The sequence below is a fragment of the Bacillus sp. SIMBA_008 genome (genome assembly GCF_046535495.1).
GTDB classification, from domain to species: domain Bacteria; phylum Bacillota; class Bacilli; order Bacillales; family Bacillaceae; genus Bacillus; species Bacillus subtilis.
This window is the reverse complement of record NZ_JAWRWL010000004.1, coordinates 230,581-242,815: the sequence shown is the minus strand read 5'-3', so window position 1 is coordinate 242,815 and position 12,235 is coordinate 230,581. Positions and strand designations below refer to the sequence as shown.

12 protein-coding genes are annotated in these 12,235 nt (G+C 44.2%); 5 read left to right on the top strand and 7 right to left on the bottom strand.

Translation table 11 applies throughout. The features are described 5' to 3' along the window. Positions 1-348: 348 nt before the first annotated feature. From SB658_RS15245 to SB658_RS15235, 3 genes are all read left to right on the top strand, one after another. The gene (locus SB658_RS15245) at positions 349-1,713 is read left to right on the top strand and encodes an aspartate kinase (RefSeq protein WP_021481755.1); all 1,365 of its coding nucleotides are present in this window, start codon (positions 349-351) and stop codon (positions 1,711-1,713) included. A 152-nt stretch (positions 1,714-1,865) separates the two neighbouring features. Continuing rightward, positions 1,866-1,979, top strand: coding sequence for a YjcZ family sporulation protein (locus tag SB658_RS15240; protein ID WP_014478831.1), 114 nt, complete (start codon positions 1,866-1,868; stop codon positions 1,977-1,979). Between the two features lie 81 nt (positions 1,980-2,060). Further along, entirely contained in the window at positions 2,061-2,150 is a 90-nt protein-coding gene (locus SB658_RS15235) for a YjcZ family sporulation protein (RefSeq protein WP_015482794.1), read from the top strand. A 99-nt stretch (positions 2,151-2,249) separates the two neighbouring features. Here SB658_RS15235 and phrC read toward each other — a convergent pair whose 3' ends face one another. From phrC to yclJ, 4 genes are all read right to left on the bottom strand, one after another. Then, entirely contained in the window at positions 2,250-2,372 is a 123-nt protein-coding gene (phrC, locus tag SB658_RS15230) for a phosphatase RapC inhibitor PhrC (protein ID WP_003224994.1), read from the bottom strand. Continuing rightward, positions 2,356-3,504, bottom strand: coding sequence for a response regulator aspartate phosphatase RapC (gene rapC / locus SB658_RS15225; protein ID WP_014475800.1), 1,149 nt, complete (start codon positions 3,502-3,504; stop codon positions 2,356-2,358). Before rapC ends, phrC begins: the two co-directional genes overlap by 17 nt. Positions 3,505-3,666: 162 nt before the next feature. Next, positions 3,667-5,088 (bottom strand): two-component system sensor histidine kinase YclK, encoded by a 1,422-nt coding sequence (gene yclK / locus SB658_RS15220; protein WP_072173981.1) that lies wholly within the window; start codon positions 5,086-5,088, stop codon positions 3,667-3,669. Next, positions 5,075-5,758 (bottom strand): two-component system response regulator YclJ, encoded by a 684-nt coding sequence (gene yclJ, locus SB658_RS15215; RefSeq protein WP_032722955.1) that lies wholly within the window; start codon positions 5,756-5,758, stop codon positions 5,075-5,077. Before yclJ ends, yclK begins: the two co-directional genes overlap by 14 nt. Before the next feature lie 210 nt (positions 5,759-5,968). Here yclJ and SB658_RS15210 point away from each other — a divergent pair, with 210 nt between their 5' ends. Both SB658_RS15210 and SB658_RS15205 read left to right on the top strand, forming a co-directional pair. Next, positions 5,969-7,429 (top strand): ABC transporter permease, encoded by a 1,461-nt coding sequence (locus tag SB658_RS15210; protein WP_032722913.1) that lies wholly within the window; start codon positions 5,969-5,971, stop codon positions 7,427-7,429. Between the two features lie 15 nt (positions 7,430-7,444). Next, positions 7,445-8,125 (top strand): ABC transporter ATP-binding protein, encoded by a 681-nt coding sequence (locus SB658_RS15205; protein ID WP_032722912.1) that lies wholly within the window; start codon positions 7,445-7,447, stop codon positions 8,123-8,125. A gap of 104 nt (positions 8,126-8,229) precedes the next feature. Here SB658_RS15205 and gerKB read toward each other — a convergent pair whose 3' ends face one another. The 3 genes from gerKB to gerKA are packed head-to-tail and all read right to left on the bottom strand — an operon-like array spanning position 8,230 to position 12,223. Continuing rightward, positions 8,230-9,351, bottom strand: coding sequence for an endospore germination permease GerKB (gerKB, locus tag SB658_RS15200; protein ID WP_024571689.1), 1,122 nt, complete (start codon positions 9,349-9,351; stop codon positions 8,230-8,232). Positions 9,352-9,375: 24 nt separating this feature from the next. Then, a complete protein-coding gene (gerKC, locus tag SB658_RS15195; RefSeq protein WP_124060089.1) occupies positions 9,376-10,599 on the bottom strand; it encodes a spore germination protein GerKC in 1,224 nt (407 codons plus the stop codon). Further along, positions 10,589-12,223, bottom strand: a complete 1,635-nt coding sequence (gerKA, locus tag SB658_RS15190) for a spore germination protein GerKA (protein WP_101169811.1) — start codon at positions 12,221-12,223, stop codon at positions 10,589-10,591. Before gerKA ends, gerKC begins: the two co-directional genes overlap by 11 nt. Positions 12,224-12,235 lie beyond the last annotated feature (12 nt).

Genomic DNA, 12,235 nt, shown 5'->3' with positions numbered 1-12,235 from the left:
TCTCCTACTCCGCAAGGACTCAAAACAATATGGCCATATAGTAATTGATTATCATTATCATTTACATATTACCATTTTTCTAGGGTTAGTCAATATTCTTTAAAAATATTAACCTAGTCATTTATCCATTTTACTAATCATTCTAACCATTTTCCATCACAAAACGTTAGGCTGTTTACCATATTTATCTTTATAACGCAGGTATACGGTCAGCAAACCTGACATTATTCCTCGTGGAAAATACAAATGTTCTCCCCATATAGAAATTCCCCCTTGATTTACAGTACTGAAAGAGAGATAATAAATACTAAATTTGTGTGAAAATTTTAAACATTAGGAGATGTAAACATGAAGGTCGTTAAATTCGGAGGCAGCTCACTTGCTTCAGGCGCCCAGCTTGACAAGGTGTTTCACATCGTTACCTCAGATCCGGCACGGAAAGCTGTAGTCGTTTCAGCTCCGGGAAAACGCTATGCCGAGGATACGAAAGTGACTGATCTCTTAATCGCATGTGCAGAACAATATTTGGCAACAGGCAGTGCACCTGAACTGGCGGAAGCAGTTGTGGAACGGTACGCTCTCATCGCCAATGAGCTTCAGCTAGGGCAAAGCATTATCGAAAAAATCAGAAATGATCTGTTTACGCTTTTAGAAGGAGATAAAAGCAATCCCGAGCAATACCTTGACGCAGTCAAGGCCAGCGGAGAGGATAACAATGCCAAGCTGATCGCCGCTTACTTCCGTTATAAAGGCGTCAAAGCGGAATATGTAAACCCGAAGGATGCTGGCCTCTTTGTGACAAATGAACCCGGCAACGCGCAAGTTCTTCCTGAATCCTATCAAAACCTCTATCGTCTTCGGGAACGTGACGGACTCATCATTTTTCCCGGTTTTTTCGGATTCAGCAAGGATGGCGATGTGATCACATTCTCACGGAGCGGTTCTGATATTACCGGTTCGATTCTTGCCAACGGACTACAAGCCGATTTGTACGAAAACTTTACAGACGTAGACGCTGTGTATTCTGTCAATCCGTCCTTCGTTGAGAATCCAAAGGAAATCAGCGAGCTGACATATAGAGAGATGCGGGAGCTGTCCTACGCGGGTTTTTCAGTGTTTCATGATGAAGCGCTCATTCCGGCATTCAGAGCGGGGATTCCTGTTCAGATCAAAAATACGAACAACCCCTCAGCCGAAGGCACCCGCGTCGTCAGCAAGCGGGATAACACAAACGGGCCTGTCGTCGGCATTGCCAGCGACACCGGTTTTTGCAGCATTTATATCAGCAAGTATCTCATGAACAGAGAAATCGGTTTTGGCCGCAGAGCCCTTCACATCCTGGAGGAGCATGGTTTGACGTATGAGCATGTTCCATCGGGAATCGATGACATGACAATCATTTTACGGCAGGGGCAAATGGATGCCGCCACTGAACGCAGCGTCATCAAACGGATCGAAGAGGATTTGCATGCCGATGAAGTCATCGTCGAGCATCATCTCGCCCTGATTATGGTTGTAGGGGAAGCGATGCGCCACAATGTCGGTACAACAGCAAGAGCCGCCAAAGCATTATCAGAGGCACAGGTGAATATCGAAATGATCAATCAGGGATCTTCTGAAGTGAGCATGATGTTTGGCGTAAAAGAAGCCGAAGAAAGAAAAGCCGTCCAAGCGTTATACCGGGAATTTTTCGCGGGCGTGCTGATCTCTTAATCGTACATAAATAGCGGGCGGCAGCGCCCGCTATTTTTTATATCACCTTCATATAGCCGAATTCTTCATTTTTTCTCTTGTCCACTATTATCCCTGCCAAATGGATCGGTTCAGCATATCTTATAGTATCCTTCATAGGGAGGTGAAACCTTATGTCAGGATACTCTAACGGCGGCGGTTACGGCGGCATCAGTTCTTTCGCTTTAATCGTTGTATTGTTTATTCTTTTAATTATCGTAGGGACTGCGTTTGTTGGCGGCTACTAAGCTGCTGACCGTCTCTGCGGAACCCTGTCCGCCACAGTTTTGCAGTATATGCTGAAGCAATCTCGCAAGGAGGTGCACAAAATGTCAGGTTACGGAACTTCTTTCGCTTTGATTGTTGTGTTATTTATCCTCTTGATCATTGTGGGAACTGCATTTGTAGGAGGCTACTAAATAAACGTAATCTCCATGAAGGCGGCACCGCAAGACTATGTCCTGCGGTGTTTTTTTGAAAAGAAAAACCCCTTCTCGCTAATGAGAAGGGGCTTGCTCTTACGTCATTCCTCTTTCTGTCACATGAAAGTCGAGTGCTTCCGCATTAGCAGAAACGCCAGCCGCTGTAAAAATCGCGGCTGCGGCCAAACAAATAACAAACAACTTAGATTTCAATTTCATACAAACCTTCACTCCTTTGTATTTGTTTTCTTGCCTCTTCAACTTGTAGAAAGTAGGAAGCAGACAGTTTAAACCATTTCTGTTCATAGTAATATTTTGCTACTTCTAGGGCTAAATCCTCTATATCAGCGTACATATTTTTATTTTTTAAGTACTGGAAACATCGTTCGATTCCTTCTTCATTGGGCTGATCCTGATATAGGGATTGCAAAAACTCGAATTTTACGGCATAGTCTGCATCGTCTGTTTCTTTAGCATATTCATAGCCCCGCTTGTGATATTCCGAAGCTTTATCATGTTTTCCCTGTTTATAATAAATCAGGGTGATTAAAAAATAGGCTTGCGGGAGAGAATTGACGATCCTGCTGCTTTCAAATGTGGAGACCGCTTTTTCAAAGTAATCAATGGCAGGGTCTAGAAGGTCTTGATTGTAATAGCATAACCCGAGATTGTAGTATGCTCTTCCAACCAGCTGGGCTTTTTGTTCCGCTTGGGCCATATTGAGCGCTAATTTGAAATGGCGTGCGGCTTGTTCGAAATTTCTTTCATCCATCAGGTTGACCCCGAAGACGAAATGGCATTGAATGATTCTCACATTATAGGTTTCCTGCTCCACGTAAATTTCATAGGCGTTTTTTATATTAATCAATGAAAAATACGTTTGCTTCATATAATAATAAGCTTCCGCGATTTTAAAATAAAATTCAGCCCGTTCAATATGGTCTGCGACAAAGGAGAGCTTTTTCTCCGCCTGTTTATAGTATGTAATGGCAGAAATAAATTCCCGCTTATCAAATTCATACATCCCGCGAAAAAAATTCACGTAATAGTCGAGCAGCCCTTTGAGATCTGCCTGGTTGCTGTCAATGTTTCTTGATAATTCAGACAGGCTTGGCTGGTCTTCGATATTTAATTTCTCTAACGGCTCAAGATAATCCAGCATAAGCTGGTGCCGGAATTCCATTAGTGAATAATAAAGCAGCAAGTTGGAATCATGCTGCATGTGTTTCAGTTCCTGCTGGATTTCAGCTTTTAACACTTCGGCATCCGGCACGCTGAATGTCCGGATATATCTGTACCACTCGTTAATTTTTTGACCGACCGCTGAAGAAGGAATTACCCCGCTCTTCATTCCTTCACCCTCTCCCATCAAAAACTGTTTATGTCATATTTTATCATGTTTATAGACCGTCCCAACCCGAAAAACACGCAATCTTTGTTTTCGGGAGCACGCAATAAACCGAAGCGGTGTGCAAAAAAGGCGGATGCATCAGTTGATGCGCCGCCCTGTATGCTATTGCTGTTTTGCCGTTAAAGGAAGGCGGATGATGAACTTTGTGCCTTTCCCTTCTTCACTCTTGATTTCTACTGTGCCCTGGTGCATTTCAACGAGCTGCCTTACGATCGAGAGACCGAGTCCGTATTCACCGTATGCTGTGTTCGTTCTTGAAATATCTGCTTTATAGAATCGCTCCCAAATATGCTCAATATCCTCTTTTGGAATGCCGATACCCGTGTCTTCAATTTCAATAATCGTCTCTTTATAACCTTCCATTCCGCGCAGCCAAATGTCACCGTTTTGCGTAAATTGGATGCTGTTTTTCGTAATGTTGACGAGAATTTGAATGAACCGGTCATAATCGGCATGTACGATGACGTGATCCTCTACTTGGATCATCAGCTTGTTTTGTTTTTCTTCCGCCTGCTGCTGCAAGTGCTCTTTCACGATTTCAAACACCTCGATCAGAGGAACGTCTAGCTTGTTCAAGGTAATTTGCTGGGATCTGATTTTTTCATAATCCAGATTTTCTTTTACGAGCCGCAGCATGCGCTTCGTTTCCTCACTGATCAGCGAGAAGCATTTATCCTTTTTATCCTCAGGAATCGTATGGCTGTTCAACCCTTCAACCAAACCGTTGATCGTCGTCAGCGGTGTTTTTAATTCATGTGACACGTCAGCGATAAACTGCCTTCTCCGCTTCTCAAGGCGCTCAATTTCATCCCTTGACTGCTTTAGTTTTTTCGCCATGATATTAAAGTCAGACGCCAGAACGCCGATTTCGTCCCCGTAGCTGTTTTCCAAATGGATGTCATAATCGCCGGAAGCCACTTTATCTGTCGCTTCTCTCAGCTTTTGAATCCGCTTGACATGGAATTTGGACAGAAGCCAACTCACGAGAATCGTAATCACAAGCGTGCTGATCACAGCGTAAAACATATAGAGGTTGACCTGATTGACCATCTGTTCAACACCGCTGATCGGAGAAATCAGCAGAACGGCGCCTTTAAATTCGTTCTGAACAAATATAGGCTGCGCCACAAGTGACACTTCATCATCAAAACGGCCATCTGCCCTGATCATGACAGTCTGCCCTTTTTTTAGTTTATTCCATTCTGATTTCTTCAGCTGTTCCCTTGGTGGGTGATGAAAGCCTTCAGGAAGAAAATAGGGCTGTTGCTCTTCATTAAAGATGATAAACTGCGTCTTTCTTGTGCTTAACATGTCCTGATAAGGATAGAGCCTGCGCATGTCCACCTGGCCGGCTTGGAATTCATTTGCAATCTGCACCGCATATGACGTCAATTCCTCTACTTTGTTCTGATAGGCAAATTCCTTCACAAAGTGGGAAAACAGAGAAATGATAATGACAAACGCTAAAATCAAAATGCTGATATGGCTTAGCAGCAGCTGATATAAATATTTAATCTTCATCAAATTTATACCCTACTCCCCACACAGTATACAGGAAAGGCTTGTCCTCGCTGGCAAGCTTTTTCCGCAGCCGTTTGATATGAACGTCAACCGTTCGCTCATCTCCATAAAACTGATAGCCCCATACCTGCTCAAGCAGCTGTTCTCTGGAGAACACCTGCCGCGGATTTTGGACAAGGTAATAAAGCAGATCGAATTCCTTGGGCGTGAGATTTTCTACAGGCTCTCCGTTTAATAATACTTCTCTCGTCTTCTTATTAATGGTAAAGCATTCCGTTTCGATCATATCTTCATCAACAACCGCTTTTCCTGTCGCCTTGTATCTTCTGATGACGGCTTTGATGCGGGCAACCAATGTCAGCGGGCTGAACGGCTTCGTGACATAATCATCCGCCCCCATCTCAAAACCGATGACCTGATCTGATTCAGTGTCTTTGGCAGTCAGCATGATAATCGGCACCGTGCTTGTCTCTCTTATTTTTCTGCAAATGGTCACGCCGTCCATAGATGGAAGCATGATATCCAAAATAATCAGATCCCAATTTTCTTCCGTAAAACGCTGGTATCCCTCTAATCCGTCATGAACGAATTCCGCTTCAAAACCTTCCTTAAAAAAGAACATCTCCGTCATCGTACAAACACTAACATTATCTTCTATCATTAATATTTTCATTATATCCTCCGGTTGTTTTGATGCTTTTTTATATAATAGCACCATTTTAAACAGAAGGTTTTGCGTTTCACAATTGTTAGTTTTTATTTCATCAACTAGAAATAGATTGTTCATATTTTTTTCATACCTTTGGACTACTATTAATTTATCAGCAAGCGGGCGCCCCAGAGGCGGTCTTATCAATAAAAATACCAATACGGAGGAACATAAATGAACTTTATCAAACGGGCCTTTTGGAATATGAAGGCTAAAAAGGGAAAAACGTTATTGCAATTATTTGTGTTTACAGTCATATGTGTCTTTGTTCTATCAGGCCTCACCATCCAGTCGGCAGCACAAAAGTCAAGCGAACTGGCCAGACAGGAACTTGGCGGAAGCGTGACACTTCAGGTTGACCGTCAAAAGCAAATGGAAAAACAGCAGGACAGCGGTGAAAAGCGCAGCTTCGAATCAACACCGATCAAAGTGTCTGATGCGAATAAGCTTGCAGCGCTTGATCATGTGAAGAGCTACAATTACACCGCATCAGCTTCAGCCAACGCAGGAAACTTTGATGCGATTGAAAGCTCTAGTTCAAGTGATTCCAGCTCCAGCAGTTCAAGCTCAAACGCTAAAAACAGCCAAGGTGGCGGACAAGGCGGACCGCAAATGGTTCAAGCCGATCTTTCTATTGAAGGTGTCATCAGCACAGCATTAGTTGATGATTTCTCTGACGGGGATTCAAAAATCACAGACGGACGCGCGATTACAAAATCAGATGTCGGCAAAAAAGTAACAGTGATCAACGAAACATTAGCGGAAGAAAATGATTTAAGCGTTGGCGATTCGATCACAATTGAATCAGCAACGGATGAGGATACAACAGTAAAACTGAAGATCGTCGGTATTTATAAAACAACATCTTCAGGTGATGACCAAGCCCAAAATTTCTCTTTCTTAAATCCTTATAACAAGCTTTATACGCCTTACACAGCAACAGCGGCATTGAAAGGCGACGACTATAAAAATACGATTGACTCAGCTGTTTACTATATGGACGACGCGAAAAATATGGATGCTTTCGTAAAAGCAGCGAAGAAAACATCAATTGACTTTGATACGTACACACTGAATACAAACGATCAGCTTTACCAGCAAATGGTCGGACCGATTGAAAATGTGGCTTCTTTCTCTAAAAACGTGGTGTATCTTGTATCAGTGGCAGGCGCCGTCATTCTTGGCCTGATTGTCATGATGTCAATCAGGGAGCGCAAATACGAAATGGGCGTGTTAATGGCTATCGGTGAAAAACGATGGAAATTGATTGGACAGTTCTTGACTGAGATTCTGATTGTGGCCGTTATCGCTATCGGCCTTGCATCTGTGACGGGAAATCTCGTCGCGAATCAGCTTGGAAATCAGCTTTTATCCCAGCAAATCAGTTCATCAACCGATTCAACGCAAACCGCAAGCGGACAAATGCCCGGCGGCGGTGGCGGCATGGGCGGCAAAATGTTCGGCCACAGTTCATCAAACGTAGACGTTATCGATTCACTGAACGTCGCGGTTTCTATGAACGACATGCTTATTCTGGGCGGGATCGGCATCCTAATCGCAATCATTGCAACATTGCTGCCGTCAATTTCAGTACTGCGGCTTCATCCGAAAACGATATTGACAAAACAGGAATAGAAAGAGGCGGAACCTATGAGCTTATTACAATTTCAACAAGTCGGCTACTGGTATAAAGACAAAAGCCAGCCATTGTTTCAGGATATTAACATCAGCTTTCAAAAAGGAAAATTCTACACAATCGTCGGAACATCAGGGACGGGGAAAACCACTTTCCTGTCTCTGGCAGGCGGACTTGACGCACCAAAAGAAGGAAACATCCTTTACGACGGAAAAGCGGTTTCTAAAATCGGCTTAACCAATTTCAGAAATCAATATGTATCAATCGTCTTTCAGGCGTACAACCTGCTCCCGTATATGACGGCTTTGCAGAACGTCACAACCGCTATGGAAATCACAGGTTCTAAAGAAAAGAACAAAGAATCATATGCGCTTGACATGCTGCAGAAGGTTGGCATCAACGAAAAACAAGCCCGGCAAAAAGTGCTCACACTGAGCGGCGGACAGCAGCAGCGGGTATCAATTACAAGGGCTTTCTGCTGTGACACGGATCTTATCGTAGCCGATGAACCGACCGGAAACCTTGATGAGGACACATCAAAAGAGATCGTACGGCTCTTTCAGGATCTGGCGCACAAGGAAGATAAATGCGTCATTATGGTGACGCACGATGAACAAATTGCAAAAGTGTCAGACATCAATATCAGACTTTCAAGAGGAAGCTTTACTGTGAAGGAAAACGTCGCAGTCGTATAACAAAACGCGCCTCTGCCAGTGCAGACAGGGGCGCACCCTATATCCCCCTTTTATATAGAAGTGAACATAAAAAGAGCGGCGGCTGCATCCCCCCGCTCTTTTTATCATTTTTTTGCTTCCGCCCCTTTTGACTTCTCTCTTCGTTTCTTTTTCCAAACAGCCACAATAAACAGAAAGAGCGGAAACAATAATTGAAAAGGCAAATGAATATACAGCGGCACCACGTTCAGGCCTTCATTCAGGTGCTCTGAAAAGTTAGTCGCGATCGTTATAGAAAGGATTAAGATGCCCAATCCCATCGGATAAGCCAATTGAGAGGGGTTCTTTTCCTTAAAGAGCGTAGATGTCCCAACCACAGTGGCATATAAGTAGAGGCTGACCTTAAAGAAGCCGCCGATGATCAGCGCCAGCATAAAAAAGACATCGAGCCGGTCTAAAAATTCTTCGACCTTGATTGTCTGGATCGTGCTTAAAAGCGGAAACTGGGATCTGAGTGTAAGATCAACATCAAGCACGCTAATATTAATCGCCACGGTGAGCGCCACAATCAATCCGCTAATAGCCATGGCGATCATCCCCATTTTTTTCACATCTTTTCTGTCATTCAGGTTAGGGAAAATCATCACAAATAAAACAACTTCACCAAATGGAACGTACATGGTCTGTGTGAAAACAGAGTGAAGGACAGGAGAAATGCCGTTTGCCAAAACCGGCTTTAAATTGTGCGGGTCTATAGTCCCTGAGACAATAATCAGCACAAGGCCGATCGCGCCCAGTAAATACATGGCCCCGAAAAGAAGTTCGGCCGCGCGTGCGAGTACTTCAATTCCTTTTCTTACGGCATATATGCTTACTACCATTAATAAAGCATTTACAATAATGATAGGTGTATCATGATAAGCAAACGTCAGCAGCATTTCTCCAAAGTCACGCAGCACCCTTGCGGCAATATAGGCAAAGTACAAGATATAGAGAAATGAAAACAGCCAGCTCAGCTTGGTTCCCAGCATATCATCCATATATTCTTTCGGAGAAGAATTCGGATAACATTGATAAATGCCTTGATACAAATAGAAAAGAAACAGTCCGATCGCACAGCCTAATAAAACTGCTATCCAAGCATCCCTGCCCGCCATTGATCCCGGTGTAATCAATAAGGAGCTGCCCAGTTCAAAAATGATAATCATGACAAACAGCTGCCTTATGCTTATTCTGGCTTTTTCCATCTGTCACTTCCCCTTTCTTCAGACCTAATCATCTTTAAACTGGTGTTTGATCGGATTGTTTCGCAATCCCGTCCTTCTGATATACGTCTCGGCCTTCACATCGATGGGCAGTTCCGGCAAATATTCTTTGTCCCAAGTGTCCTTCATTTTCTCCCACTGCTCCGGATACTTTCTATATATCGTGTCACCAAAACCGATAAAATCTATTTTATTCTTCTTAATCTTTTTCACAGTATGGCTGATTTCCTTTTCAAGCTCTTTGTTGAGCGCTTTTTCAATAGCGGCCAGCACCTTGGGATCAGACAATTGGAAAGGGTATTTGACAGCATCTATAATACCTTCAACCGACACTTTCACATGGATGTACGGACGTCCGTTCCGCATTTTCGGTACCAGCTTTGTATCTTGATGGGTAACCTGCAAGCTGACCGCATCCTTCGTCTTGCCCCAGTCAGCATTAATAAACGTATGCTGGATCTTATTCATAAGCCAGACTGCCCCCACGCTTTCATCATCTTCCAGCCAATATTTTAAATAACCTGCCTTATCAAAAACCGCCAAACCATCTGCCTGAAGAATGGCTTTCGGGTCAGTCGCCTGCGTGTTTTCCATGCTGACTCCTTTTTTATCGTCACCAATCATCATATATCCCGGGATAACCGGTGCCATAGTGTTGGCGGCAAGTGTTTTCAAAACGTCCTGAATATTGGTTTTGACCACCCGGCCGTATTGCGCCTCCGTGAAATCCAGGGTTTTATTGACTTTATTTGATGGAATTTTATCAATTGGCGTCAAGATTTTCACAATATTTTCTGCTTTTGTTTTATGAGCAACGACGAATGTTGCTGTTGTCCTGAATTCTGTGTCCCGGTCAAGATTATCTAATACAAAATCCAAACCTTCTTCTTTTGCCAGCTTTTCATTGATCACGACTAGATTGGTATGGGCAAAATAAAGCCGCCGTGATACCTTCATGGAGGCTTTTCTGAGTGCTTCCGTTATATTGTTACCTTCAATTGAATAGACAGATACAGGCGGCCTGTCTCCAGCACCGCCTCCCTGAAGGCCGCCGGCAACATTTCCTGGATTGATAATTTGAAGATGCAGCACGTAGTTGCTGTCGTTTGTCCGATCGATGCCAATCGCCGAGATAATCGCAAGATCCGTCAGCTCCCGCTTATCCCAGCAGCCGGGCAGCACAATGACGCTCAAAAGCATGAGAACGGCTAATAGACATTTACGTACCATTCTGATCCCCTTCTTCCAAATCTTTGTTCACCATTCCTCGTGAAGCGGCCGGCTCTGGGCGTTGATCTTGCCCCTGCCGCACCTTATCTTCCTTACTGACCGATTCCGGCCTTTTTTCATCGGCCCACCACGGAACCCGGAAAAGCGCGTCCTTTACGCCTTGTGAAGAAAAGGGTGCAAGCGGCGACATATATGGAACGCCGAATGAACGAAGACTGCATAAGTGGACAAACATCATAATGATCCCTAAAATCAGCCCGTAAAAACCCATAACAGCTGAGGCAATAATAAAGATAAACCGAATAAGCCGAGCTGAAATCGCCATTGCAAACGCCGGTGTTGCGAAGCTCGCAATCGCGGTGAGTGCCACGATAATCACCATTGCCGGAGAGACGATACCAGCCTGTACGGCAGCCTGGCCGATTACGAGCGCGCCTACGATTGACACTGCCGAGCCGACAACCCGGGGCAGCCTGACTCCCGCTTCCCTCAGAATCTCAAAAGCAACCTCCATCGTCAGCGCCTCCACAACAGCCGGAAACGGGACAATTTCCCGCTGGGCCGCAATGACCACTAACAGCTGAGTCGGTATCATTTCTTGATGAAACGTCGTGGCTGCCACGTATACGGCCGGAGCCACAAGCGAAATGAAAAAGACTAAAACACGAAGAATTCTTATGCTTGTCGCAATGTCAAAACGCGAATAATAATCCTCAACAGACTGAAAAAACTGGACAAATAAGGCCGGGGCTATAAGCACAAACGGTGTTCCGTCCACAATAATTGCGAATCTTCCTTCTAACAGATTACCCGCTACAACATCAGGGCGTTCTGTATGATACATAGTCGGAAACGTCGTAAAGGTTTCATCTTCAATCAGCTGCTCAATATATCCAGATTCCAAAATACTGTCAATATCTATTTTTTCCAGGCGCTGTTTCACTTCCTTCAGCACCTTTTCATCACATATTCCTTGAATGTACATGAGAGCGATATCCGTATTCGTAACAGAACCTTTTTTCATTTTTTCAACCCATAAATTCGGATTTTTAATGTATCGCCGGATCATGGAAATATTGGTTTGCAGAGACTCTGTAAACCCTTGGCGCGGGCCGCGGAATGACACCTGGGTGCTCGGCTCTTGGATGGAGCGCTGCTCTCCCCCTTGAGTGCTGCAAATCAGCGCTTCGGCATAGCCATCAGCAAAAATGAGAGCATTGCCGAGCATTAACTCGGAAAAAAGCTTGTCCCAGCTCTTTTCCGCTTTCACTCCGCCCAGCGGGAGCGTTTTTTCAAGAATTTGCTGGATCGCATGGGAATTCTGGATAGACTCATCCTGTACCAATGGATCGATTAACGACTCATGGATCGTGTTATTATCGACCAGCCCAGCAATATAAATAACAGCTAGATGGACACGATCCTGCTCCCCGATTTTAATCTCGCGAATGATGACGTCAGAGCTGCTTCCGACTTCCTTTTTCGTTTCCGCTATATTCTTTGCCAAACTTGGAGAAATGAGAACCGGCCTTTCTTTTTCTTGCTGCTGTTCCTGGTTCCTTTTGTCTGTATTCTGCTTGTCTTTTGAATCGGTATTGTTCTTTCGCTTAGAAAATAAAGGCATACACAAATACCT

Bases quoted from the DNA above. Each gene is read 5' to 3' on its own strand.
- gerKC (WP_124060089.1), bottom strand. From the start codon at position 10,599: ATGGTACGTAAATGTCTATTAGCCGTTCTCATGCTTTTGAGCGTCATT.
- SB658_RS15235 (WP_015482794.1), top strand. From the start codon at position 2,061: ATGTCAGGTTACGGAACTTCTTTCGCTTTGATTGTTGTGTTATTTATC.
- SB658_RS15245 (WP_021481755.1), top strand. From the start codon at position 349: ATGAAGGTCGTTAAATTCGGAGGCAGCTCACTTGCTTCAGGCGCCCAG.
- SB658_RS15210 (WP_032722913.1), top strand. From the start codon at position 5,969: ATGAACTTTATCAAACGGGCCTTTTGGAATATGAAGGCTAAAAAGGGA.
- SB658_RS15240 (WP_014478831.1), top strand. From the start codon at position 1,866: ATGTCAGGATACTCTAACGGCGGCGGTTACGGCGGCATCAGTTCTTTC.
- SB658_RS15205 (WP_032722912.1), top strand. From the start codon at position 7,445: ATGAGCTTATTACAATTTCAACAAGTCGGCTACTGGTATAAAGACAAA.
- gerKB (WP_024571689.1), bottom strand. From the start codon at position 9,351: ATGGAAAAAGCCAGAATAAGCATAAGGCAGCTGTTTGTCATGATTATC.
- yclJ (WP_032722955.1), bottom strand. From the start codon at position 5,758: ATGAAAATATTAATGATAGAAGATAATGTTAGTGTTTGTACGATGACG.
- gerKA (WP_101169811.1), bottom strand. From the start codon at position 12,223: ATGCCTTTATTTTCTAAGCGAAAGAACAATACCGATTCAAAAGACAAG.
- phrC (WP_003224994.1), bottom strand. From the start codon at position 2,372: ATGAAATTGAAATCTAAGTTGTTTGTTATTTGTTTGGCCGCAGCCGCG.
- rapC (WP_014475800.1), bottom strand. From the start codon at position 3,504: ATGAAGAGCGGGGTAATTCCTTCTTCAGCGGTCGGTCAAAAAATTAAC.